This is a genomic window from Gluconobacter sp., assembly GCF_047723935.1.
Lineage (GTDB): Bacteria > Pseudomonadota > Alphaproteobacteria > Acetobacterales > Acetobacteraceae > Gluconobacter.
In genome coordinates this window covers 64842-89552 of the sequence record NZ_JBDOBO010000006.1, presented here as the reverse complement: position 1 = coordinate 89552, position 24711 = coordinate 64842, and the positions used below count along the sequence as shown (strand labels likewise).

Sequence of the window (24711 nt, the reverse complement as noted above, 5' to 3'; positions counted from 1 at the left end):
CAGGAAGGCCTGAAACAGACCTTCCTATTTCAGTTCATGCCTCTGGCTGTGCATTCATCAACGCAGCCACCGCCTCCCATTCGGGTGCAGCATCAGCAGCACCATGACGCGTCGTTGCCAGCGCCCCACAGGCAGACGCAACGCGGACAGCCTCGGAAAGAGGCTTCCCCTGCGCTAAAGCGAACGCCAGCCCGGCGTTGAAACAGTCTCCGGCTGCCACAGTATCAACAGGCTGGATGCGAAATGGCGCACTATGGCCGCTACGTGTTCCATCATGCCAAAACACGCCACGGCTTCCCATTTTGACGAGGACGGCTTTTACGCCTTTTGCCAAAAGTAAGTTCGCTGCCTTTGCCGCGTCTTCTACCGTTTCAGGACGGATACCTGTTAATTGGAAGGTTTCACTTTCGTTTGGCGTAATAACATCGATTTCATGCCAGAGTGCTTCCAGAAGACCGTGCTCCGGCGCTGGTGCCGGGTCCAGCACAACCAGTGCTCCCCTAGCCCGCGCCTTACACGCGGCAGCTAAAACCGCCTTCTGAGGCACTTCAAGTTGCAAGAGAACTACGGCTGCCCGCTCGAGCCATTTCGATGCCGCTTCAACGTCGGTTTCATCTACCGCCATGTTCGCGCCACCAACCACAGTGATGCAGTTTTCTCCGCTCCCATCAATCCCGATCAACGCAATTCCGGTGGCGTGAGAAACATCTTCTCGGAGTGGAGAAAGATCCACTCCAAAGCGCTCCAGTTCCTGACGCGCCTGTGCACCAAAACCGTCCTGCCCTATGCGTCCCGCCAGAGCGACCCGCACCTCAGAGCCAGCGGCCAAGCGCCCTGCTGCCGCAGCCTGATTACTGCCTTTACCGCCAAGCATGACAGCGTAGCTTTCGCCATGCACAGTCTCCCCAGGTCGAGGTAAACGGGTAGCCCGAGCGGTTACATCAATATTGATGCTTCCAAATGACAGGATCAGGGATTTCGTCGTTGGCATAGGTTTGATCTCGGTAAAATTGGGAAAAATTTCTTAGCATTAGGCTTGCAACGCCGTCAGTAGCCGTAAAGAATTTGCCTCTCCAGCCAAGCGATAACCGACATATGGATCGTATCGCCTATGGTTATTTTTTTCCTAAAGGAAGATGAATTTCCCATATTAATAGTTTCATTACTAAGCTAGGATTTCCTGAGCCGATGGAGACGTAGCAGCTTTTTTTTCAAGGTTTCCACAGCCGCGCCAGAAACGTTTCAACCGACAGGGTAAGTCTAATTATGTCCTCTGCCAATCGACAGACCTCCTCTCGCACAGCCACGAAAAAAGCCGCAGCGGCGTCTCGAAGCAAAAAAGCGGCTCTGCCCACTCCAGAAACCGTTATCGAAGCTTCATATGTTGATGTAGAGCCTGTCGCTTCCGCAGAGGTTCCCACGAGTGGACCGTTCCTCCCTGACATGGTCTGTGCCTTTGATAAGACATGGTACATGCGTGAGTACCCGGATGTGGCAGCTTCAGGCCTTGACCCGGCAACGCATTACCGGGAAGCAGGTTATCGGGAAGGTAGAAAGCCCAACCGCTTTTTTGACCCTGAAAAGTATCGCGCTGCCAATCCGGATCTGTTGGAATACGAAGATGACCTTCTGATGCACTTTGTATTTTACGGCCTGAACGAAGGTCGGCGCATCAGCTGATCCTTACTCAACCTTATTACAGAGCATAGCGCAGCCTCCTTCATTTTTTGTAATCGGTTGCGCCCTGCGGCTTGCCCTCCCCTCCTGGACAGAAGAGACTTCGCTCTCCGTACTCTGTTCAGGAGTCCCTGTATCGTGAAAAACCTTCGCCCCCGTCTCGCTGTCGATATGGATGAAGTCATTGCAGACGCACTTACTGCTCAACGTCTTTGGTACAAGGATGTCCACGGCTATCAGTGGACAGAAAACGAACTAAGAGGACGCCATTTAGGCGACTTGGCCACTCCGGAACATGCTGCGGGAATGCAGGCACTGCTGCATGACGGACACTTCTTCGGTGACCTTGACGTTATGCCCGGCGCACAGAATGCACTGGAATTTCTGAGCCAGTATTTCGACATTTTCATCACGACCGCAGCAATGGAATATCCAGCCTCCTGCGCGCCCAAATTCCAGTGGCTACAGAAAAACTTTCCCTTCATTCCCACTCTGAACATCGTCTTCTGTGGGCACAAAAGCATTCTTGCTGCCGATTTTCTCATCGACGATAATGTGCGGAATTTTCAGAATTTCAGAGGACAGGGCATCCTGTTTTCTGCTCCTCATAATCTGAATGTGGAATGGTCGCCGCGGGTCGCCAACTGGAAAGATGCCGTTTCCTATCTGATGCAAATGCATCCCGAAACAGACGCTCCATAAACGCTCGCTCCCAGCCTCACGGCCAGAAATTACAGCATTGTAAGCTAACAGGCTTTTTTGCTTTTGGATTTGTGGTTCTGTTTAAGATACAGGTTTTCACCCTATTTTTTTCAGCTTCTGGTCAGTGAGCACATTCCGTTTATGTCCACCCCTTATCGCGCTGGTGCGTTTCTCCTCTCCCCTGAAGATTATCGCGCGCTAACGGATGCCGCCCAAGCAAATCCAGAAGCATACTGGCAGAATCAGGGAAAAAGGCTGGACTGGATTCAAGCACCATCCAGCGCGCAGGACACTGGGACGGGATGGTTTTCAGATGGAACGCTGAACGCCAGGGTCAATTGTCTGGATCGGCACCTCAATACCCGTGCAGATCAGACAGCTTTGATCTGGCAGGCAGAAGAAGCGCAGCACATCATCCGCCTCACATATCGTGACCTGCATGAACGCGTATGCCGTCTGGCGAATGTTCTGCGTGATCACGGTATTCGTCGGGGTGATCGCGTTGCAGTTCACCTGCCAACAGTGATCGAAGGCGTGGTGAGCATGCTGGCCTGCGCACGGCTGGGTGCCATCCATGTCGTGCTGTTCGGGGGCTTCTCGCCTGAGGCTATTGCAGACCGGTTGGCCGACAGTGGCGCCAGTTTGGTGATAACGGCCAATGTCGGGCGGCGTGGCGCGAAACGCATTCCTTTCAAGACGACAATGGACTCTGCTCTGAGCCTGCGTCCTGACAGCTTGTCGGTGAGGCATGTTCTGGTTGTTAGTGTCACAGACGAGCCCGTTCCAATGCAGGCAGGCCGTGATGACATGCTCAATCCATTGCTGACATCGGCTTCGGCGTCCTGCCCAATTGAAACGATGGCCTCTACGGACCCGCTGTTTCTACTCTACACGTCCGGGAGCACAGGCAAACCAAAAGGCATTGTCCACGGAACAGGCGGATACCTGACCTGGGCCTCCTACACACACGAACTCGTCTTTGATCATCAGGCTGGTGATGTGTTCTGGTGCACGGCCGATATCGGCTGGATTACCGGTCATACCTACGTAGTTTATGGCCCGCTCTCGAACGGCGGCACCGTTCTCCTGTTCGAGGGCATGCCGTCTCATCCGAAGCCCGGTCGCTGGTGGGATGTTATTCAGACCCATAAAGTCACCACATTCTATACATCTCCCACCGCTATTCGTGCCCTGATGCGCGAAGGAAACGATGTTCCCCGCGAGTACGACCTGACATCGTTGCGCGTGCTGGGAACTGTCGGTGAGCCGATCAGTCAGGAGGCATGGTCCTGGTTCGATGATGTCATTGGTGGTGGGCGTTGTGCCTTCGTCGATACCTGGTGGCAGACTGAAAGCGGTGGCATCCTGATTTCGCCCGTTCCAGGCGCTGTCAAAGAAAAGCCAGCGTCTGCAACACTCCCACTTCCGGGCGTAAATCCCATCCTGGTTGACGACAAGGGACATCCCCTGGATGGCGCAACAGAAGGTGTGCTCTGCCTTGATGGATCATGGCCGGGTCGGGCACTGACCATCTGGAACGACGATGCGCTCTTTGAAACAACGTATCTTCGCCCCTACCCCGGCCATTATTTTACGGGTGATGGCGCAAGACGTGACGAAGACGGCTATTACTGGATCACCGGCCGGGTTGATGACGTCATCAATGTTTCTGGGCATCGCATCGGCTCTGCCGAAATTGAAGACGCACTGGCTGCAGAACATGCGCTTGTTGAAAGTGCCGCGATTGGTATTCCACATGACCTGAAAGGTCAGGGCATCGTCGTATATGCTGTGGCCCGTGATCCGTCCCATCCCGATTTGGAAATGCTTGCCGTTCGTGCCATAGCCGCGAAAGTCGGGCGTTATGCAGTACCAGAAAAAGTATATATCGTCCCTGATCTTCCGAAGACGCGCTCTGGCAAAAATGTCAGACGCCTTATGCGCAAAATTGCCTGCGGCGAGACTGATGGTCTTGGAGACCTCTCTACCTTGGCTGATCCAGAAATTGTGGAAGTTCTGATCGCTATTGTTCAGGGCTAACCAACCGGCACGACCAGTTTTTCCAACACAAGCTGGTCGTTCTCCTGCGAGATTAATGTGATGGAGCTTCCCTGGCGCCGAAAGCTTCCCCCATCATGGCGAACCGATGTTCTGGCAGGGCTTTCGCTCGCTTTTACAAACATCCCGCAGGTCCTTGGTTATGCCCGCATTGCGGCTATGCCATCCGTCACCGGGCTTTATACAGTTCTTCTGCCTCTGGTGGGCTTTGCCGCCTTCGGCTCTTCCAGACATCTTCTTGTAGCGGCAGATTCCGCCACTGCGGCCATTCTCTCTGGCGCCGTTACAGCCATGGCTACACCAGGAAGCGCGCACTACATGGCTTTAGTCAGCGCTACCGCGCTCCTTGCCGGGATGCTGCTTCTGGCCGCCAGATTGTTTCGCCTCGGTTTTTTGGCAGACTTTCTTTCTCGAACAGTCCTTGTTGGCTTCATGACAGGGGTCGGCATCCAGATCGCCATTTCCATGTTCCACGACATGCTCGGCATCCAGACGACATCGCATAACCCCGCGATGCAGGCGGTCGAAACTTTTACCCGGGCCACTCATCTCAACCTGACATCCACCCTTACCGCCGGTGCCACCGTAGGCGGCTTGCTCCTTCTAAACCGGTTTTTCCCACGATGCCCTGCCGCATTACTGGCTGTCGTTGGCGCTATTCTGGCAGACAGAACAGTCCCATTCCTGACGCGGAATCTCTCGACGCTTGGCCCTATCCAAAGCGGACTGCCGACCTTCCAAATACCCATTATCAGCTGGAATGAACTGCTTGCGCTTTTTCCAGTGGCAGCCTCATGCGTCTTCGTCATCATCACCCAAAGCGCTGCGACATCCCGCGTGTACGCAACACAGTTCGACGAAGAACTGAATGAGAACAGGGATCTGACGGGATTGGCAGCTGCCAACATAATTGCAGCATTCAGTGGTACTTTCACGGTTAACGGCAGCCCAACCCAGACAGCTATGGCAGTGCGAGCAGGTGCCCGGAGTCAGTTGGCACAAGTGGTCTTTTCTCTTTCCACCCTGATCGTGCTCCTTTTCCTCACCACGCCTTTGCAATACCTTCCACAATGCGTACTCGCCGCGATGGTCTTCACTGTCGCGCTGGGAATGATCGAAATCCGCGCACTGCTCTCAATCCGTCAGGAAAGCCCTGGAGAGTTCTGGCTTGCACTTGTGACGGCGGCAGTCGTTGTTGGCGCCGGAGTAGAACAAGGCGTTCTGACAGCCATCGCCCTGTCGCTGTTTCGTCATGTGCGCCACAGTTACGATCCTCACACGGCAGTTCTTCAGCCCTTTACTCCTCAGGGCACACTGGAAGCCGTTCCAGCCCGCGGGGGCCTGGAGAGTGAGCCTGGACTCATTATCTTCCGCTTTTGTGCTGACCTGTTTTACGCCAACTCTACTCGCTTCAACCGAGACATCCTGACGTTGCTTAGCGATGCCCCTCACCCCGTTCACTGCATTCTCATTGAATGCAGCCCCATCACGGATATTGATTATTCGGCAGCCAACGATCTGCGTCTGTTACTCGCAACACTGAAACAGAGGCAGGTGACGATGATTTTTGGACGTGTAAGCCAGGATCTCAGGGCAGATATGAACCGGCATCATTTGATAGCCGCAATCGGTCCGGAAAATATTTTTGAAGAACTTCACACTGCCCTTGCCGCCGCCAAGCGTTATACAGAGCCAACAGACCACACAACGAGCATTACGGCTCCCCCACACACGCCATCATGATGACCTTCTGGACGACACCAAGATGATATTCCCCGCTTACTGGAAGACCGTCGGACCATGATGGATGGCGAACAGGACAAGAAAAAAGATCTCGGCAGACGGCAGAGTAAAAAGGATCGCACCGCGACGGCCCTAGCGTGGGAGGCACTTCGGCTGTTTTCTACTCAAGGATACGAAGAAACGTCCGTCGAGCAAATTGCCGAAGCCGCCAATGTCTCCCGTAGAACGCTGTTCCGATACTTTTCGGGCAAAGGTGATATCATTCTCGCCTGGACCAGCGACATGACGGAGGCGTTTAATGACGCGATCGCGTCTGCCAGTCCGGATGCCTCCCTGCAGGATATGGTCCTTCTGGCCCTTCTTCCGGTTGTTCGACGGATCACTGCCAATCGGGAATACGCCTACGCGCTCGTACAACTCCTTGAGCACGAACCCGCACTTCGGAGTGTCAGTCTGCAGAAATATGAGGAATGGGAAGAGGCGCTTGCCAAAGCCCTCATGGACCGCCTCCCCCCCACAGATATGCCATCACTGGCAGCCCGCCTGATTGCACGGACCGCGATTGCAACTTATCGCACAGCTGTAGACGAATGGATGAAAACGGAAGGCCGTACAGATCTGGAACATATCCTGCGCCGTGCCTTCACGTTCCATCCGCTTCTCTGGATGGAAGACAGCCCTCTTAGCCTTGGCTGAAAGGGCTTTATTGCCTCAGAGATCCAGTTCAATCGTGAAGTGATACGTCCGTGGCAGGCCAGCAACCGCAGAGTTTGTGGCGCTTCCACCACCGTTGATGCTCGAGGGATAAACAGAGGCCCAGTAGCTCTGGTTCGTGACGTTATCGACGCCGAAGCGGAACACGAGAGGCTGATGATAAACGTGCGTTGCATAGCGCGCGCCCAGATCCAGCGTCACATAATACGGAGCAAACGTGGTGTTGTATACATTGGCCGCCCGGCGCCCCATGTAATGCACGTTCGCATTGACAGCGCCGCCTTTAAGAAAGGGCAGTCGATAATCAATCAACATGTTCGCCATCAAAGGCGGCACGCCAACAACCTGCTTGTAGGACGTCTTGGCCACACCCGTGTTCAGCAACTGAGCATCCAGCCAGGTCATGCCGCCCAGGATGCTCAGATCCTGCGTCAGATTTCCGGAGGCCTGGAATTCAACGCCGTAATTCCGCTGCACACCGTAATTGGAATAAACATACGTAACAGGGTCTGTATAGGCGAATGGGCGAGACATTCTAAAGCCGGCAATATTCAGCTGCAGTCTCTTGGCCACCAAAATCTTGTAACCAACCTCATACTCTTCTGAACGCAGAGGAGCTGTCACTTCGTTTTCATTCACAGCACCTGCCGGCGCCGAAGTGCCAGCCTGCAATGACCGCCCCCAGGTGAAATAAGCCGTCTGATTGGCCGCCGGCTTATAAAGCAGACTTGTCATCGGGCTAAAGGCAGCGGCACGGCTGTAGGACGACGTTTTCGTGCCACTCGTTCCATAGTTATTGGTGCTCAGCCAACTCCAGGCCAGCGTTCCCATAATGGACCAGTGCTTGCCCAGAGAAATCGTATCCCCGGCCAACAAGGACTGCGTCATGGTATCGGCAGATTTATAACGTCCGGAATAATAAGGCTGTGCACTCGGAAATCTCTGAGGGTTACCGATTGTCGCCTGCCCTAGAGTCAAAGTGCCGGTCGATGACGTCGGGTTGTAGTTCCCCATGACGTAACCGTTGGTTCCAATCTCAATCTGGTGCTTCAGTGGGCCCGTATGGAACGACCCATTCAAATAAGCCGTATTGCTTCCTGCCACGAAATCATTCGCCGTCGTCGCAGCTGAAATTGTCTGACGGTAAAGTCCCGCAGAGTTCAGCAGCTGGTTACCCGTACTGAAAACATTTCTGGCAGCATTCTGCCACATCCCACCCAGCTTCAGGCTCCAGTCATCATTGAAGTGATGAATGATCTTCATCAGGGCAGTATCGGTTTCCATGTTGTAACCGGCTTGCTTCTGACCATATCCCTTCTGGCTAAGATCTGGAGCATCCGGTAGCTGAATAGTCGTTGCGTACGAAAAGCCACCCGGATAGCCGCGCTGGGCATAAGTGTATTGGCTGGCATCAATCTGGATGACTGTCTTCGGTGAAAGGTGAATGTCGAAATCACCGCTCACCAGGTTACGCCGCAGGTGGGAGTCTGCGACGTACCCCTCTCCGTTCTGGTTCAACAGGTTCAGGCGGTAGCAGAACCACTTGTTGTGGCCGACCCGACCTGAGACATCGAGACTTTCCATGGGGGCGCCAATGGAATCAACACCCACAACAAAACGCTCTGTCTGCCGGTCTGTCGGACGCTTCAATGTGAAGTCAAATGTGCCCGCCGGATTTTGCGGACCATACACCGCACCAGCCAGACCATTCAGAACCTGAACACTATCAAACTGCTCCGCAGCATAAGGTGTGGTGATGACCATGTTGAGGCCATCCATGCGCGTGTTAGCGATAACGTCGCCCTCAAACCCACGGGACTGCGGCCGACTGGTATTCGGATCACCGCGCATTTCAAGCTGGGCAGATGGCACGAATGCAATCAGATCATTGATGTTTCTGGTCTGTTGGTTGACCAGAACATCATGGGGCACCACCATGACAGACATCGGCGTATCCAGAATGGATCGCGTGCCAAGGGGGCCAAGAGAGGCTTCCTTCGTGCGATACTCTGCTGCCGTGCCACTTCCGTTACGACGATGAACAGTGATATTCTCAGGTTCAGACGCGCGTACAGACTTCTTCGCGGCCGCTCCCAGAGTAGCTTTTTCTTTGGTTTCTGCCGCATAAGAGGGAACATTACCCATGACAGATCCAGCCAGAAGGTACAAAGCCAGCCGCGAGAGTTTCATGCCTGAATCCTGTTCGTTGTTCTAAATTCTCCGCACCTTCTACATTTTGGCACTCAGTGCCACAATTTGAGTTTGCGCGATCTCCAGCCTAGGGCGATTTTTTGAGGGGTACTGTCTCTTCAGAAACACAGTTCCCTGCGCGCTGGATCACAAAGCCCCAGTTTCAGTCTTGAGATCGTCGGATAAGTTTTGCCTCAACAAGCCTTTAAAAGCCGAAAGCGCGCCTTTCCTCTAATGACCGATGTATCGTCCAGGCCGATGGAACACCATGAGCACACTACTCATGGCAAAAGCGCTTACGGCTGACAGCACAGCCTTTTCCCACGGCAAAAAGAAAGCAGAGAGCGTCAGAATAGCTGCATCAATCATGATCTGAACGCGCCCGGCATTGATGCCACGACTTTTCTGAAGCCAAAGCGTAATAACGCCCGTCCCGCCTACGCCCGCCTGATGGCGTGCCAGAGAAAGAATGCCCATCCCAATCACTGTTCCACCGAATATGGCGGCGAACAGAGGCTGGACATAGGAAAACTCCATGACACTTGGGATAACGCTCGCGAGCGCGGTGATGCCGAAACTGGCAATTGTCGTTTTAAGTGCGAAACGTGGCCCCATGGCGCGAACGGCGAACAGAAGAAACGGTATGTTAATGACCGTAAACAGATTTCCGGGCGTCATGGGCACGATGTATGACAGCAACAAAGCGATACCCGCCACCCCGCCGGTCACAAGCCCAGCCTTGTGCAGACACATCAGCCCCATAACAATCAGAGAGCAGCCTATCAAAAAAGCGTAGACGTCTTCTGCGTGAGAGTGACGCAACCCAGGACCATAAGGCGAAGTCATATCCAGAAAATCCAGTCGTTCAATGATCACGCCCCTTGAGACGCATTGCATCAGGCCCATGAAAATCAGGCCCAGATAGTTCAGTCCCTCGGCCCTGCACAGCCCCTTTCATCTTCGGAAAATATTGTTTCAAACGGACTTCCCGTTCTTGCCTGAAGCTGCGGCCAACGGGCATTTATTGCTTGTTTGGAAATGCTCTTATGTAATCCGCGAGTCTCGATTTGGGCCCTCTCTCGGACGCTAAAACTGCAGCCTCCTCGAGAAACAAAGTGGATAGAGCGTCCGATGGACGTTCCTCTATGGCAGGGAGTTCGCGAAGGAAGCGCCGCGGTCTTACCGAATAAGCAATATCAAAACATTGCTAAGACATATTTCCCGGCAAGTCTGACACCAAATTCCACAGTTTTGTCTCTCTGTTACAATTGCGACCAATTTTCGCCACATCAGAAGACCTTTGATGATGCATTACGAATGGAGTTTTCTATGTCCACCAAGACTAAACGATCTGTAGCTCTGCTTATGGGGTTGGCACTTGCCATTGCTCCGGCCGTAGCGAACGCTCAGAGAGGCCCGGGTGGCGATGGAGGGCATCGCGACGGAGGTGGCCCGGGTGGTCGTGACCGCGGCGGCCCCGGCGACGGTGGATATCACGACCGTGGAGGCCCAGGTGGCGGAGGACGTGGGCCTGGCGGAAATGGTCATAGAGGCCCCGGTGGCGACGGTTTCCGTGGTGCCGGTCCGCATCGTGGTATGTGGCGCTCGGGAGACCGTTATAATGGCGGGGGAGTATTTGTTGACAGTTGGCGCAGATATCCAGGCCTCTATGCCCCTCCTCCAGGATATCGCTGGATTGACTACGGTGGTAGCTTTCTCCTCGCTGCAATCACAACAGGGGTCATTTCCAACGTCATTATGGGCAACGTGAACGGTCCGGCGGTCGTAGCCCCCACACCTTACCCAACATATGGTCCAGCTCAGGTTGCACCTGCTCCATACCCTGGATCTAGATACTGATTTAGCCCGAGGCGCGTCGGAGATGGCGCGCCTCTTGGGTTCTTATCAGGTGGCATCCAATGATGATCGCGCTCTGCCCACCGAGAACCTGAGACCCAATAAACCTATGTCCAGCCATAGAGAATAACACTTGAGGAGCACTGCTCAGTTCAGAGGTTGAGGAGGCTCTTCCCGCGGTGGCGGATCCATTGGCAGAGGTGAAGGCGGCACTGATGGATATGGCGGTCGCGGATTGGGCAAATCTACTGCACCTGCACCAATCGTTTTCCTTCCAAACGGCGGATATGGCGACGACCCTGGCGCTTCTGGCAACTCAACGTCGGGCCATTCATCAGGCTCGGGAGTTTCCTCTTCCTCGGATGGGTCATCAACCATCGGATCACCATCCGGAAATGGATCTTTCGTACCCGGATAGTCCATTTGGAACGCATATTGAGAAATTGGGGTACTGATCAGGATCGACATGTTCGCCTCCTACAGGGTGAACATTAAATTCCCTATCGCGCCAAAGGTTCAAATCTTCTCAAAAGAAACCTGTCAGTCTCGCTGGAGACGAACGATTAAGAAGTGCTGAACCCTTCCCTCCCATGCACTGCATACATTTCCGGTCTTTGAAACGACGCTATTAAGAAAGATATCTTCAAACGTCAGTTTTCTTTGCGACCCCGATTGTCCCGTAGTACACTTTCACTCATGCGCCATCTCTCTCTTTTTGCCCTTATTTCCCTCTCGGCCTGCTCATCAGCTCCTTGGCTAACAGGTCATACAGACAGTCACTGTGTGCGAGAGCAGATGTTGACCGGCACGCAGGGCAATCCTCTTCCTTTCAGTCATGCAATGCAGGTGTGCGCGGTTTCCGCACAGAAGAGCAATAACGGTCACCCAAGACCTCTTGATCTCAGAGATGATACCACGCTTCAGGCGATGGCAGAGAACCCTGACTACAACACGGCTTCCGCCCCCTTCGTCCACCGCGACGCAAAAACGAAGGTTCCGGGCGGTGTTCGGAGAGTGAATATCGACTAAACCGCGCTCTTACGCGCATACAGTTTTTTTCAGACCATTCGAGACAAAACAAACATAATAAAATTTTTTATGCATAAAATTCATACAAGTAGCATGTATTATCTTTTATAATCGCAACAAATAAACTTGCCCTTTGGGTAGTAATCTCCCCTCCGGGTAACATTTTATTTTACTCTTTCCCGATATTTTCCCTTGCATCTCAAACACAATACCCTCATTGTCTTTTTAGCGGGTGCTTTTACTGGGGTAACCGGCGCATGTTGCGCCATTCTTTCTCCGTAAAAGTTATGATTTCGTGTGTGTTTTGTGCACGACCGCTATTGTTAAAAAAGGAGCCTCGTTATGGCAACAGGCACCGTAAAATGGTTTAACTCCACCAAAGGCTTCGGCTTCATTCAGCCGGACAATGGTGGTCAGGACGCGTTCGTTCATATCTCTGAACTTGAGCGTGCCGGCATCCACACCCTCAACGAAGGTCAGCAGGTCTCTTACGAGCTTGAAGCTGGCCGTAACGGCAAGACGTCTGCAGTAAGCATTAAGGCTCTTTGAAGCTTTAATCAGCAGCTCGTCTGTGCGAGAAGCCGCTCTTCGGAGCGGCTTTTTTTATGCCCGAACGGTGAGGCATAAATTCATTCCCCCCTAAAAGCACGTTTTCTGCTGCATCAGTGATGCATCACCTGCCCGCTACAGATCGACTGTTTCAGCTCGCAGCTCATTAAAACAAATCCAGAAAAAATATTTTACGTGTCATCAGAAGTGTAAGCAGATATGTGCAAATATACTTTAACTATCGCGCATCTCTACTCACCTGAAGAAGGCTCTCTATGGCTCTATCCGCTCACAAAAAAGAATGGATGGGTTTATTCTTTGCCATCTGTCTTGTCATGACCTTAGCAATATTTGGATGGCTCGGATGGCAAAAAGTATCCGGTGATGACTCCATCACGCACGTCACCATCGCTAAAATTGTAGCGATCGAAAAAATCAATGCTGGTTTAGGTGCACCAACATCCTACAAAATAACGTACGACCTGCACGGAACAATGATCAGTAATTATTTCACAGATGACTGGTATGAAACACACAAGACAAGAAAACATTTTCTCGTCACATATAGAATGTCGAATGGCTATCATATCGACAGCATTCGCTGACATTGAGTTTTACAATCAACAGAGGGGGCTATGCATCGCCCCCTCTGCATGATGCAGGATCAGGCCAAGCCTTCTTCCTGCAACGCCCGCTTAGCAGAGGGGCGTGACATAACCTTCTCTCGCAATGCCCACGCTTTGCGATGATGAGAAATATCCAGTTTCTTGAAAACAGCCCATGTCATGATAACAGCCGCATAAGCGTCTGCCTGCGTGAAGTCGTCACCCAGCCAGTATGCTTTATCGTCGGACAGCATATCTTCGAACTGCGTCATTCGCCGATGAATCTGCTCATGAATAGACTTCTCGGCGTCCTCCGTCAGGTTCGGGGCAAACAGGCCGCCGAATGCGCTGTGCAGATCACCACAGAACCCGAGAGCTTCCTGCAGCCTGGCTCGTTCCAGAGAGCCATAAGCTGGCTGAAAAGCCGGAATATCCGAATGGTCGCCGATATACTGAAGAACTGCTGAATTCTGGGTCAAGACCACCCCCGGCTCAATCTCGATTGCCGGAACGGCTCCCCGCGGATTGATGGCAAGATAATCTGCGCCGGTCTCTGTCTTCTTCGTCGTCGTATCTACCTTTTCAAGGGTGTACGGCTGACCGATTTCATTCAGAATAATATGCGCGGCAAGCGAACACGCACCAGGCTTGTAGTAGAGCTTCATAGTCACTTCTCCATTGCGCGAAGACGCAGGGAACAGAATGAGCATATTCCTCAAGTGAGAAAAGGCGGGAAATATCCCGCCTTCTTTGTGGGATATCTCAGGGCTGCTTTTCAAAAGCTCCGGCAATCGTCAGGCTGACGTCATCGCCAACATAGGGAACATACTTTTTGACGCCAAAGTCACTGCGATGGATTGTTCCGGTGGCCTGGAAGCCAACCGTATAGGCCTTGTCCATTGGGTTCACACCAGCACCTACAAAGTGCACATGCAGAACAACAGGCTTCGTCGTGCCATGAAGTGTCAGATTACCACTGACAACAGCATCTTCGGCACCTACCGGTGAAACCTGCGTCGAAACGAAAGTCGCATCCGGATACTTCGCAGCATCAAACCACTCGTTATTCTTCAGTTCGTCCGTCAGAACCGTGCTTGATGTCGCAACACTGGAGACCGGGATCGTCACGGAAAGCTTTGATTTCTCCGGATGGCTGGCATCCAGCTTCAGGCTACCACTCACGTTGGAAAACTGACCCGAATAGTAAGAAAAGCCAAAGTGCAGGACTGAAAAATTGACTTGGGTATGGCCAGCTTCAACCTTGTAAGAGCCACTCTTCACATCAGCAGGTACAGCGGCAAACGCAGTCGTGGAGACAGCCGCGCAAGCAAGAGCTGCAAAAGCACCAGAGAGTATTTTCTTCATGGGGAGATCTTTCTTTTTTGAATTAAAACAGAATCAAGTTCAACCGAAGCGGAAGCCGGACAACGCCTTCCCCATGACGGTATCACTATAATCACGAACACCCCGGTCCGTTCCGGCAGCTCCTGCTACAAACATCAATGGTAACAGGTGTTCGGCTTTCGGATGGCAATCCTGGGCGAAAGGAGCGCCCGCCCATCTCGCCAATAAGGACTCCCGCTGTTCAGGCGCCGCCTCCACAGCCAGGTGCAACCAATCATCAAAATGCCTGGACTGTTCGTCAGCTTCTGCATCTTGGCGCAGGAAGCGTCGCAGATTGTGATAGGTCATGCCCGCCCCTACCAGCAGCACGTTTTCATCCCGGAGCGGAGCCAGAGCTCTGCCGATTTCCATCACGTCCTTAGCCGTCGCGTTCAGTGGCAACGAGATCTCAATGACAGGAATATCGGCCTTTTCGAACGCAAGCATGAGTGGAATAAACACACCGTGGTCAAACCCGCGATAAACATCGCCGACACTCGCGATACCCGCCTTTGCAAGAAGCTGCTGAATATGTTCAGCAAGCTCCGGAGAGCCCGGAGCTTGATACTGAAGCTCATAAGTATGAGCTGGAAAGCCGTAATAATCATAGATCAGCGGAGGACTGGCCCCTGTTGTCACAGTAACCTGATCCGTCTCCCAATGCCCTGACATCACGACCAGAGCCGCTGGCCGCTGAGGCAATGTCCCCGCCAGTCCACGCAAATGCTCAGCCATCTGATCCCAGACATCAGGCCAGTCCATGAAAAAGCAGGGACCACCCCCATGAGGAATAAAGACAGCGGGCTGGCGTTTTCCATGTCCTGCCTGCCTTGAATTATCCGTCATGAGAAACTCCGTCATGGGTCGATCTGTCACGAAGGTTGTCATCAAACTGCGACAACGATAATCCTGACTACAGGAAAGTCATCTGGCACCAGGAGTGTGAAATGCTCGACCGGATTACCAGCATGCAAGCCTTTGTCCGGGTGGTTGGACAAGGGAGTTTTGCGGCCGCAGCACGGTCTTTGGGCCTTTCACAGACGATGGTCACGAAGCACGTATCGGCTCTTGAAGCCCATCTTGGCGTGGCCCTCTTTCATCGCAGCACGCGCCGCCTGTCACTGACAGAACCTGGGCAACTCTATCTCGATCGGTGCCAGAAACTCCTCAGCAGCCTTGAGGACATGGAACAGGAGGTTACCGCAGGCGCTGTTGAGCCCCGCGGGTTGCTCCGTATGAACACGCCTGTGTCTTTTGCCATTCGCCATGTCGCCCCTCTCCTACCGGAATTCAGCCAGAAATACCCTTTGGTGACAGTCGAACTGGGCGTGGATGATCGGCGCGTGGATCCCATTGCCGAAGGTTGGGATCTGACTCTCAGGATCGGTCATCTGCTCCCCAGCAGCCTCAAAGCCCGGCGTCTGGCACATATCAATTTCACGCTTTGCGCCGCCCCCTCCTATCTGGCCGAACACGGCACTCCGACTACAGTCAGTGACCTCGAACATCACACCTGCCTCGGCTACACCCTCAGCGATCCGGTAGGCACTACACGCTGGAGTTTCGGGCGCCAAGGAGAGCGGACCATTCCTGTCAGGAGCAGTCTGCGCTCCAACAATGGAGACGTTTTGCGCACGGCAGCATTGGCGGGTCAGGGCATTCTTTATCAGCCGACATTCATTGTCGCAGACGAACTTCAGTCAGGCCGCCTCAAACCTATCACGCTGGATCTCCCCTTGCTGGAAGGGCCTGACCTGCATGCAGTGTATGTGCCCACAACGCACGTACCGCTCAAAGTCCGAGTGATGATCGATTTTCTGGCGGCACGTTATGCGCCCGTTCCTCCATGGGAGCGAGCAGGTCATCAGTCCTGAAGGCGATATCTGGCTCTCACCAGCACATCCTGTTCGAGCATTTGCAGAACGTCCCGCTGCTCCTGAACACCGACAAGAACGACCACTCCCCGAATTGTCGATCTTGCCCCTGTCACATGACCCTGAAAAATTTGGGCCAAAACCATCGACAGCCCCTCTCGCGAGCAGCAGGAACACCCGATACCGTGTCTCTTACGAAATGGAGAGGGTGCCGGCAAGGATACTACGTCTGACCAGCCCTCTCCAGGTACATCTGCTACAAGAACGACGTCCGCCCTGCGCGATGACGGCCAGTTAGAAAGATCCGTTACGACCGAGAGAAAGAGCTGAGACATCAGTTATTCAACCGACCGGTCGGCACCGTAACAGGGTGGCGCCCCCATGTGTTGGTGACAATAACGCCAGCCATAACAATCGCCCCGCCAACGAGTGTCCGGAACGTCGGAATCTCATGGGTCAGAATATAAGCAAGAACCATCGTTACAGGCGGCAACAGGTAAAGAAGGGCTGCCCCCCGCGTAGCTCCCAGATGCCCGATCACAAAAGCCCAGGCAGCATATCCGATTGCGGCGGGGAAAATGCCCAGTTCCAGCACGGATGCCCGTCCTGCCCATGATGCATGAGAAAAGCTGGCCAATCCTTCTGGCAGCCATGGCAGCAGGAACAGAGCACCACTGATCAGAATATAAGCGATCGTTGTAAGAGCACCGTACCGGCGGATCAGCCCTTTCTGAAGATTCGTGTAGAGCGCTCCGCAAACAGCGGCACCGAACACGAATGTCGCACCTGAACCGAAGGACAATCCCCCGGCCTGCCCTTGGGCAATTAGAACAACACCGGCAAAACTCAGGATGGACCCAGCCCATCCCAAAAGAGACATGCGCTCCCCCAGAAACGCCATGGCAATCAGTCCGGCCATAAGAGGCGCCGCACTGATAAGGAGGCTCGCAGCCCCTGCGGAGACTGTCACTTCGCCGCAATTGAAAAAGATATTGTACAGCGTGATGCCCACCGCACCGCACCCCAGAACCTGCGGGATGTCCGCTTTCTGCAGGCGAGCTGGACGTTTCCAGAGCAGCCAGCCACCCGCAGCAATCGCGGCGATCGCATATCGCACGGCCGCAAGCGGGATAGGCGCAAAGTCATGCAAGGCAATACGCACAACCGGATACGCACTGGCCCAGGACAGAATGGCGACTGCTATAAAGAGTGGAAGGAAACGACCAACTGAATTTGTCATTGCTGTTCCGCGAGAAGAGATTCCCAATTCAGGGAGACGCATCACATATGACAGGCCTGTTAAAAGAAGGACAGGACAGATCCGGTTTGCCAGCAGCTTCCCTCAACCGTTATACAGGCAGGCCTCCATGCTGGGCCCAATCGCCTGGCATACTATTCTGTCCTGATTTTATTCCTGAAGAGCGCCTCAATGTCCTCACGTCCCCATCTGCTTGATGCCCTGTCAGACCAGGTTCTGCTGTGTGACGGTGGTATGGGATCGCGCGTGCAGATGCTCGATTTGGAAGTCGAGAAAGACTACTGGGGCCAGGAAAACTGCACAGAAATCCTGAATCTTTCCCGCCCTGAACTGGTTCGTGAAATTCATCGCGGCTATTTCGAAGCTGGCGCGGATATGGTCGAAACCAACACGTTTGGTGGCTCGATCGTCACGCTTGCTGAGTTCGACCTCCAGGACCGCAGCCGCGAAATTAACCGTGTTGCTGCCACCCTGGCCCGAGAGGCGGCAGAGACCTTCTGTGACGGCCGCCATCGTTACGTCATGGGCTCCATCGGCCCAGGCACAAAACTGCCAACACTTGGCAATATCGATTATGACACGCTTGAAGCCGGACTGATTGAACAGTGCCGTGGCCTGATTGACGGCGGTGTCGATGGGTTCCTGATTGAGACGTGTCAGGACACGCTCCAGATCAAAGCTGCCGTCAACGCGGCCAAAGCCGCAAGGATCGAACTCGGGTCGGACGCTCCCATTTTCGTACAGGTGACAGTTGAAACCACCGGCACCCTCCTTGTTGGACCCGACATCGCTGCGGCAGCCACAACCGTCAACGCGCTGGACGTCCCGTCTTTGGGCCTGAACTGTGCGACCGGCCCGCAGGAAATGGCAGAGCACGTCCGCTGGTTGTCTGAAAACTGGCCGGGCCTGATTTCCATGCAGCCCAATGCCGGTCTCCCGGAACTGGTAGATGGTAAAACGGTCTATCCTCTCAGCCCGGACGAGATGGCTGTGTGGATGGAGCGTTTCATCCGTGAAGACGGACTCAACCTGATTGGCGGATGCTGCGGAACGTCCACCCCTCATATTCAGGCTCTGGACGGCATGCTGCGCCGCGTGGGTGGCGAAAAATACCGTCCTACTCCGGTCAAGCGCAGCACGATCTGGATGCCGTCTGTATCCAGCCTCTACTCTCAGGTGCCGCTGCGGCAGGAAAACAGCTACTTCTCGATCGGCGAGCGCTGCAACGCCAACGGTTCAAAGAAGTGGCGTGAACTTCAGGAAGCGGGCGACTGGGATGGCTGCGTCGCCGTCGGCCGGGAACAGGCTGCCGAAGGCTCCAACGCTCTGGACGTCTGCACGGCATTCGTTGGCCGAGACGAAGTCGCGGAGATGAACGAAGTCGTCACGCGCTTCACGTCATCCGTTAATGCGCCGCTGGTCATCGATTCAACTGAAACGCCAGTCATTGAGGCCGCTCTGAAGCTGCATGGCGGCAAGCCGATCATCAACTCAATCAACTTTGAAGATGGGGAAGATCAGGCGCATGCCCGCATGAAGCTGGCAAAGAAGTTCGGCGCCGCGATGATTGCCCTGACCATTGACGAAGTGGGCATGGCCAAGACGCCAGAAGACAAGCTGCGCATTGCAGAACGTCTGGTCGATTTCGCCTGCAATCAGTACGGGCTGCCCCAGTCCGACCTGATGATCGATCCTCTGACCTTCACCATCGCAACCGGCATGGAAGACGACCGTAAGCTCGGCGTCTGGACGCTTGAGGGTATTCGGATGATCCGGGATAAGTTCCCTGACATCCAGATTGTGCTGGGTCTTTCGAACATTTCCTTTGGTCTGAACCCTGCGGCGCGTGCAGTTCTGAATTCCGTATTTCTGGATCATGCCGTCAAAGCAGGCATGACCGGCGCAATCGTACATGTTTCAAAAATCCGTCCGCTGCACCTGATTGCACCGGAAGAAGTGAAAGTCGCGGAAGACCTGATCTTTGACCGTCGGACTGCCGATTATGATCCGCTCCAGAAGCTTCTGGAGCTTTTTGCTGGCCGAAAAGCTGCGGATGCCGTCAAGAAGCGCCGCGCTGAAACACCAGCGGAACGCCTCAAGGACCGGATTGTAGACGGGGACCGTAAAGGCATCGAGGACGACCTGGACGCCGCCATGCAGGATATGGCCCCGCTCGACATCATCAACACCGTTCTGCTGGACGGCATGAAAGTCGTGGGCGAACTCTTCGGATCTGGCAAAATGCAGCTTCCGTTCGTGCTGCAATCTGCCGAAACGATGAAAACAGCCGTAGCCTGGCTTGAGCCGCACATGGAGCGCAAAGAAGGCCAGCATCGCGGCACGATGGTTCTTGCTACAGTGAAGGGTGACGTCCACGACATTGGCAAGAACCTTGTGGACATTATCCTGACCAATAATGGTTATCAGGTGATCAACCTCGGCATCAAAGTGCCCTTGGCTGACATGATGGCTGCGGCCAAGGAACATAATGCTGACGCTATCGGCATGTCAGGGCTTCTCGTTAAATCCACCGTTATCATGCGCGAGAACCTCGCGGAGATGAAACGGCAGGGCTTCGATGTTCCCGTGATTCTCGGTGGCGCGGCTCTGACTCGAAACTACGTCGAAGAAGAATGCGCCCTATCTTACGGAGATGGCGAGCCAGGCCGCGTCGCATACGCCAGAGATGCGTTTGATGGATTGTCCCTGATGGACAAGATCGCGCAAAAAGAGTTTGACGGCTATCTGGGAGCAATTCAGAGCCGCCGTGCGGGCAAAGCAAGCCGCAAGAATGCGCGTGCTCCGGAAAGTGCTGAAACGCGTGGCTTCGGCACAGTTGATCCTGCCGCTGCCCGGGAGCGTCGCAATCGGATCTCAGGCGAACTGCCTCCTCTCACGCCACCTTTCTGGGGCGCCCGGGTTGTGGAAGCTGCGCCGAACGCCGTGCTGCCGTTCCTGAATGAGCGCTCACTCTATCAGTTCCAGTGGGGCTTCCGGAAACAGGGACGCTCCCTTGAGGAGTTCATGGAGTATGCGAAGATGGAACTTCGCCCCGTCCTGAAGCGCATGCTGGCGCTCAGTGCGGAGCAGGAAATCCTGCGCCCGCAGGCCATCTATGGATACTGGAAAGCCGCCGGTGACGGAAACGACCTGATCCTGTTTGAAGAAGACGGCAAGACTGAAGCCGCGCGCTTCACCCTGCCCCGCCAGCCGAAGGACGACGGCGAGTGCATCGCGGACTTCGTGCGTGACATCAATGATGAGCACCGCGACGTTGTTGGGCTTCAGGTTGTCACCGTTGGGCAGAAAGCGTCAGACCTTGCCCGGGAATGGTTCGAGGCCAATCGCTATCAGGATTACCTCTATCTGCATGGCCTTTCGGTCGAGATGGCGGAAGCGATGGCTGAATACACCCACAAACGGATCCGTGCAGAGCTTGGTTTTGCGGCGGAAGATGATCGTGACATGGAGAAAATGCTCTCCCAGTCCTATCGTGGGTCACGCTATTCCTTCGGCTATCCTGCCTGCCCCCGCCTTGAAGATCAGGAACCAATCCTGCGCCTTCTGGATGCCGAGCGCGTGGGGATTTCCCTCTCTGACGGGTTCCAGCTTCATCCTGAGCAGTCAACGTCTGCTCTCGTGGTGCTGAATCCGCGCGCCAAATACTTCACTGTCTGACTCAACGGAGAACCACGGTCATGGCATCACAGCAAATCGGCGGGCTTCTTGCCCAGCTTCGACTCATCAACGGTGAACGTGGCTTCTTCGCCAACTTTTTTGGCCTCTTCTGCGTGGCCTGTCTTTTGGGACTGGCCAACATGTTCAGCCGCTCTGTCCTGCACGCAGATATGGGCTGGCTGCTCAAACCACTCATGGTGGTCATGGCCCTGTATTTCTTTCTTCCCTATCTCCTGCTGCTCATCATTGACAGACGCGGCACCAACTAACGTTCATTCATCCTACACTTCCCAAAAGACGCCCCAACATGGGGCGTTTTTCTTATCTGCACTCCGTGAGAGGACCGCATATAGATTGTCTTTTCAGTCATCGGATTTATAATAATTTTACAAAATTGACGACTTTCCATTTCGGATATTCCATGACGGTTCTTTCTCCTTCCGCTGAAGAACGCCTTCAGACTGTTCTTTCTCGGCTCGCTGCAACACTGGGAAGCCGGATCAGCACGGCCCCCTCCGTGCTGGAAGAACACAGTCACGGCGAAGCTATGGAAGCAGCTCGCCTGCCCGGAGCTGTCATCTTTGCTGAAAGCACGGACGATGTTTCAACCGTTCTGAAGGAATGTCATGCCTCCCGCGTTCCTTTAGTCGCGTTTGGTGCTGGCACTTCTGTTGAAGGGCATGTCACGCCGCCAGAAAACGCCATCAGCCTCGATCTCTCCCGCATGACCGGCATCGTGGAGATAAACCCGGAAGACCTGGACTGTCGCGTCCAAGCTGGGCTCACCCGACAGGCTCTCAACACACAGATCCGCGATACCGGACTTTTCTTCCCCGTCGATCCGGGCGGTGAAGCTACGCTGGGCGGTATGTGCGCGACCCGCGCTTCCGGAACGGCAGCCGTGCGCTACGGCACGATAAAGGAAAACGTGCTGGGTCTGACTGTCGTGCTTGCAACAGGCGAAGTGATCCGAACCGGCGGTCGCGTCCGCAAATCTTCCACTGGCTACGATCTGACGTCCCTCTTCATCGGCTCTGAAGGCACGCTCGGAATTATTACGGAAATCCAGCTCAAGCTGCATGGCCGCCCTGACACCCTCTCCGCAGCAGTCTGCCAATTTGAGTCTTTGAACGATGCCGTTCAGACTGCAATGGAAATCATCCAATGCGGCATTCCGATTAACCGTGTCGAATTAATGGATAGTGTTCAGATGGATGCATCCATCCGATACTCCAACCTGACCCGCTATCGCCCCCTGACAACGTTATTTTTTGAATTTGCTGGCGCCCCTGCAGCCGTACAGGAACAGGTTACAGCAACCCAGGAGATCGCTCTCGCAAACAATGGACTTGGTTTTGCCTGGGCCGAAAGCGCGGAAGACCGGGCACGTCTGTGGAAAGCTCGCCATGATGCCTACTGGGCCGCAAAGGCCATCGATCCAACCGCCCGGGTCATCTCAACAGACTGCATTGTTCCAATCTCACGACTGGGGGAACTGATTGCCGGTGTCTCAAGCGACATTGCCGCATCCGGTCTTAAGGCCCCTCTTCTGGGCCACGTCGGAGACGGAAATTTCCATACGCTCATCATCACCGAACATTCCCCGGACGGCTATGCTCAAGCCCTGGATCTGGACCGAAAAATTGTCGGTCGGGCGCTGGCTCTAGGGGGGTCATGTAGTGGCGAGCACGGTGTTGGACTGGGGAAACTGGAGTTTTTGGCTCAGGAGCACGGTGAAGGCTCACTCGGCGTCATGCGTGCGCTGAAGAATACGATGGACCCTCACCATATTCTCAATCCGGGAAAGCTGCTTCCCAACGGGCCCGTTTATCGGGGATAACACCACCCTTCTGATATTCTGCTTTTACGGACCCTGCCTGCAATGTCTTCAGCTTCTGCCGCGTTCCCGGATGTCGTTCTGATTGGAGGCGGCATCATGAGCGCAACTTTCGCCGCCCTCCTCAAAGAACTGTCCCCCGAACTCTCCATTACGCTGTTTGAAACACTGGAGCAGTGTGGGCAGGAAAGTTCAAAGGCCTGGAACAATGCCGGGACCGGGCACGCAGGAAACTGTGAACTGAATTACACGCCGCAGCGTGCAGATGGCAGCGTGGATATTTCCAAGGCTCTGGCGGTCAACACCGAGTTCGATATTTCCCGCCAGCTCTGGGCGCATTGGGTGCGGACGGGCCGCATTGCAGATCCGAGCACGTTCATTCACGCCTGCCCTCACGTCAGCCTTGTCTGGGGCGAGGCCGACGTTGCTTTTCTTAAAGCGCGCTACAACGCCATGGCTGGCCACCACTGCTTTGACGGGATGGAATACAGCGAAGATCCTGCAGTGATTGCGAGTTGGGCACCTCTTGCGATGGAAGGTCGGGATCTGTCCATTCCTGTAGCAGCAACCCGCATTAAAAGCGGAACGGATGTCGATTTCGGGGCCCTGACCAGAAGCCTTCTCTCTGGCATGCAAAACACCACCGGCTTCCACAGCTTTTACCGTCATCGCGTGACGGACCTGACCAAAACAACCGATGGTCGTTGGCGTGTCACTGCCGTCAATATGCAAACGGGGGCGCACAGGTCTGTGCTGACGCGGTTTGTCTTTATCGGCGCAGGTGGTGCAGCACTGCCGCTCCTTCAGAAATCCGGTATTCCTGAAGCACGCCGATACGCAGGCTTCCCAGTGAGCGGCTTATGGCTGCAATGCACCAACCCTGCCATCACGCAGCGCCATCATGCGAAAGTTTATGGAAAAGCGCCCGTCGGATCTCCCCCGATGTCTGTCCCACATCTGGATACGCGGGTGATCGACGGGAAATCCTGCCTCCTTTTTGGTCCGTATGCGGGTTTTTCCACCAAATTTCTCAAGAGCGGCTCCTGGAGGGACTATTTCCACTCCTTGAACAGCAGCAACATAATTCCCGCCATGACCGCAGGCAAAGATAATCTGTCGCTCCTGAACTATCTGGTGCGCGAAGTAACACAGAGCGACCACAAGCGCTTCCAGTCCCTTCTGAACTTCTATCCGCAGGCTGATGAAAGCCAGTGGACGAAAATTGTGGCTGGGCAGCGCGTTCAGATCATCAAGCCGGATAAAGGTCTTCATGGCGTCCTGCGCTTCGGCACAGAACTGGTCCACAGTTCCGATCAATCGCTTGTTGCAATTCTGGGTGCATCGCCGGGCGCATCCATCGCAGCCTCAGTAGCTCTGCAAGTCGTAGAAAAGTGCTTTTCTCAGAAGATTTCTTCAAATGAGTGGCTGCCACGTCTTAAAGAGATTTTCCCAGCTTATGGGGTGGATCTGAAACAGAACGCTACCCTTTGCCGCGAATTACGTACGAACACCGCTGCTACCTTGAATATTGATGCCTGAGTGCGTCTAAAATTGTAG

General features: G+C 54.3%; 23 protein-coding genes. 14 read left to right on the top strand and 9 right to left on the bottom strand.

The features are described 5' to 3' along the window. Positions 1 to 34 precede the first annotated feature (34 nt). A complete protein-coding gene (locus ABF979_RS05055) occupies positions 35 to 991 on the bottom strand; it encodes a ribokinase (protein WP_415558227.1) in 957 nt (318 codons plus the stop codon). A gap of 275 nt (positions 992 to 1266) precedes the next feature. Here ABF979_RS05055 and ABF979_RS05050 point away from each other — a divergent pair, with 275 nt between their 5' ends. The 5 genes from ABF979_RS05050 (at position 1267) to ABF979_RS05030 (ending at position 6876) form a co-directional block, all read left to right on the top strand. Further along, a complete protein-coding gene (locus ABF979_RS05050; RefSeq protein WP_202206749.1) occupies positions 1267 to 1680 on the top strand; it encodes a hypothetical protein in 414 nt (137 codons plus the stop codon). A 135-nt stretch (positions 1681 to 1815) separates the two neighbouring features. Next, entirely contained in the window at positions 1816 to 2379 is a 564-nt protein-coding gene (locus ABF979_RS05045; protein WP_415558225.1) for a 5' nucleotidase, NT5C type, read from the top strand. Positions 2380 to 2520: 141 nt separating this feature from the next. Beyond that, positions 2521 to 4419, top strand: coding sequence for an acetate--CoA ligase (gene acs / locus ABF979_RS05040; RefSeq protein WP_415558223.1), 1899 nt, complete (start codon positions 2521 to 2523; stop codon positions 4417 to 4419). A 60-nt stretch (positions 4420 to 4479) separates the two neighbouring features. Continuing rightward, on the top strand, positions 4480 to 6180 hold the full coding sequence (locus ABF979_RS05035; protein WP_415558242.1) for a SulP family inorganic anion transporter: 1701 nt from the start codon (positions 4480 to 4482) through the stop codon (positions 6178 to 6180). A 57-nt stretch (positions 6181 to 6237) separates the two neighbouring features. Further along, complete coding sequence (locus tag ABF979_RS05030) at positions 6238 to 6876, top strand: TetR family transcriptional regulator (RefSeq protein ID WP_215748723.1); 639 nt, start codon at positions 6238 to 6240, stop codon at positions 6874 to 6876. 15 nt (positions 6877 to 6891) lie between these two features. Here the strand turns inward: ABF979_RS05030 and ABF979_RS05025 are convergent, their stop codons facing one another. Beyond that, a complete protein-coding gene (locus ABF979_RS05025; protein WP_415558221.1) occupies positions 6892 to 9084 on the bottom strand; it encodes a TonB-dependent receptor in 2193 nt (730 codons plus the stop codon). Between the two features lie 231 nt (positions 9085 to 9315). After that, complete coding sequence (locus ABF979_RS05020; protein ID WP_415558219.1) at positions 9316 to 9930, bottom strand: YitT family protein; 615 nt, start codon at positions 9928 to 9930, stop codon at positions 9316 to 9318. 483 nt (positions 9931 to 10413) lie between these two features. On the opposite strand from ABF979_RS05020, the gene ABF979_RS05015 reads away from it, so the two are divergent. After that, positions 10414 to 10944: an RcnB family protein gene (locus ABF979_RS05015; protein WP_415558217.1), complete on the top strand. Its 531-nt coding sequence runs from the start codon at positions 10414 to 10416 to the stop codon at positions 10942 to 10944. A gap of 144 nt (positions 10945 to 11088) precedes the next feature. Here the strand turns inward: ABF979_RS05015 and ABF979_RS05010 are convergent, their stop codons facing one another. After that, a complete protein-coding gene (locus tag ABF979_RS05010; protein ID WP_415558216.1) occupies positions 11089 to 11409 on the bottom strand; it encodes a hypothetical protein in 321 nt (106 codons plus the stop codon). Positions 11410 to 11637: 228 nt separating this feature from the next. Between ABF979_RS05010 and ABF979_RS05005 the strand changes: the two genes are divergently transcribed. From ABF979_RS05005 to ABF979_RS04995, 3 genes are all read left to right on the top strand, one after another. Beyond that, on the top strand, positions 11638 to 11970 hold the full coding sequence (locus ABF979_RS05005) for a hypothetical protein (RefSeq protein ID WP_215768520.1): 333 nt from the start codon (positions 11638 to 11640) through the stop codon (positions 11968 to 11970). Positions 11971 to 12312: 342 nt separating this feature from the next. Beyond that, positions 12313 to 12519 (top strand): cold-shock protein, encoded by a 207-nt coding sequence (locus tag ABF979_RS05000; RefSeq protein ID WP_046899487.1) that lies wholly within the window; start codon positions 12313 to 12315, stop codon positions 12517 to 12519. A gap of 275 nt (positions 12520 to 12794) precedes the next feature. After that, the gene (locus tag ABF979_RS04995; RefSeq protein WP_215748729.1) at positions 12795 to 13124 is read left to right on the top strand and encodes a hypothetical protein; all 330 of its coding nucleotides are present in this window, start codon (positions 12795 to 12797) and stop codon (positions 13122 to 13124) included. Positions 13125 to 13183: 59 nt separating this feature from the next. On the opposite strand, the gene ABF979_RS04990 is transcribed toward ABF979_RS04995, so the two are convergent. The 3 genes from ABF979_RS04990 to ABF979_RS04980 form a co-directional block, all read right to left on the bottom strand. Next, positions 13184 to 13789: a glutathione S-transferase N-terminal domain-containing protein gene (locus ABF979_RS04990; RefSeq protein WP_415558211.1), complete on the bottom strand. Its 606-nt coding sequence runs from the start codon at positions 13787 to 13789 to the stop codon at positions 13184 to 13186. A gap of 97 nt (positions 13790 to 13886) precedes the next feature. After that, positions 13887 to 14489 (bottom strand): YceI family protein, encoded by a 603-nt coding sequence (locus tag ABF979_RS04985; RefSeq protein ID WP_415558205.1) that lies wholly within the window; start codon positions 14487 to 14489, stop codon positions 13887 to 13889. A 39-nt stretch (positions 14490 to 14528) separates the two neighbouring features. Further along, a complete protein-coding gene (locus tag ABF979_RS04980) occupies positions 14529 to 15353 on the bottom strand; it encodes a DODA-type extradiol aromatic ring-opening family dioxygenase (RefSeq protein ID WP_415558204.1) in 825 nt (274 codons plus the stop codon). A gap of 101 nt (positions 15354 to 15454) precedes the next feature. Here ABF979_RS04980 and ABF979_RS04975 point away from each other — a divergent pair, with 101 nt between their 5' ends. Beyond that, positions 15455 to 16381 carry a LysR substrate-binding domain-containing protein gene (locus tag ABF979_RS04975; protein WP_415558202.1) on the top strand — a complete coding sequence of 309 codons (927 nt, stop codon included), beginning with the start codon at positions 15455 to 15457 and terminating at the stop codon, positions 16379 to 16381. Here ABF979_RS04975 and ABF979_RS04970 read toward each other — a convergent pair. Together ABF979_RS04970 and ABF979_RS04965 are read right to left on the bottom strand one after the other, a co-directional pair. Beyond that, positions 16372 to 16716 carry a hypothetical protein gene (locus ABF979_RS04970; RefSeq protein WP_415558200.1) on the bottom strand — a complete coding sequence of 115 codons (345 nt, stop codon included), beginning with the start codon at positions 16714 to 16716 and terminating at the stop codon, positions 16372 to 16374. The genes ABF979_RS04975 and ABF979_RS04970 overlap by 10 nt on opposite strands. Next, entirely contained in the window at positions 16716 to 17621 is a 906-nt protein-coding gene (locus ABF979_RS04965; protein WP_415558198.1) for a DMT family transporter, read from the bottom strand. The genes ABF979_RS04970 and ABF979_RS04965 overlap by 1 nt, the downstream gene beginning before the upstream one ends. A 189-nt stretch (positions 17622 to 17810) precedes the next feature. On the opposite strand from ABF979_RS04965, the gene metH reads away from it, so the two are divergent. The 4 genes from metH to mqo all read left to right on the top strand — a co-directional run bounded on the left by metH (position 17811) and on the right by mqo (position 24693). Next, complete coding sequence (metH, locus tag ABF979_RS04960; protein ID WP_415558196.1) at positions 17811 to 21317, top strand: methionine synthase; 3507 nt, start codon at positions 17811 to 17813, stop codon at positions 21315 to 21317. Between the two features lie 20 nt (positions 21318 to 21337). Beyond that, positions 21338 to 21586, top strand: coding sequence for a hypothetical protein (locus ABF979_RS04955; RefSeq protein ID WP_415558194.1), 249 nt, complete (start codon positions 21338 to 21340; stop codon positions 21584 to 21586). 152 nt (positions 21587 to 21738) lie between these two features. After that, positions 21739 to 23157: an FAD-binding oxidoreductase gene (locus ABF979_RS04950; protein ID WP_415558193.1), complete on the top strand. Its 1419-nt coding sequence runs from the start codon at positions 21739 to 21741 to the stop codon at positions 23155 to 23157. A 42-nt stretch (positions 23158 to 23199) separates the two neighbouring features. Continuing rightward, a complete protein-coding gene (mqo, locus tag ABF979_RS04945; protein WP_415558191.1) occupies positions 23200 to 24693 on the top strand; it encodes a malate dehydrogenase (quinone) in 1494 nt (497 codons plus the stop codon). Positions 24694 to 24711 lie beyond the last annotated feature (18 nt).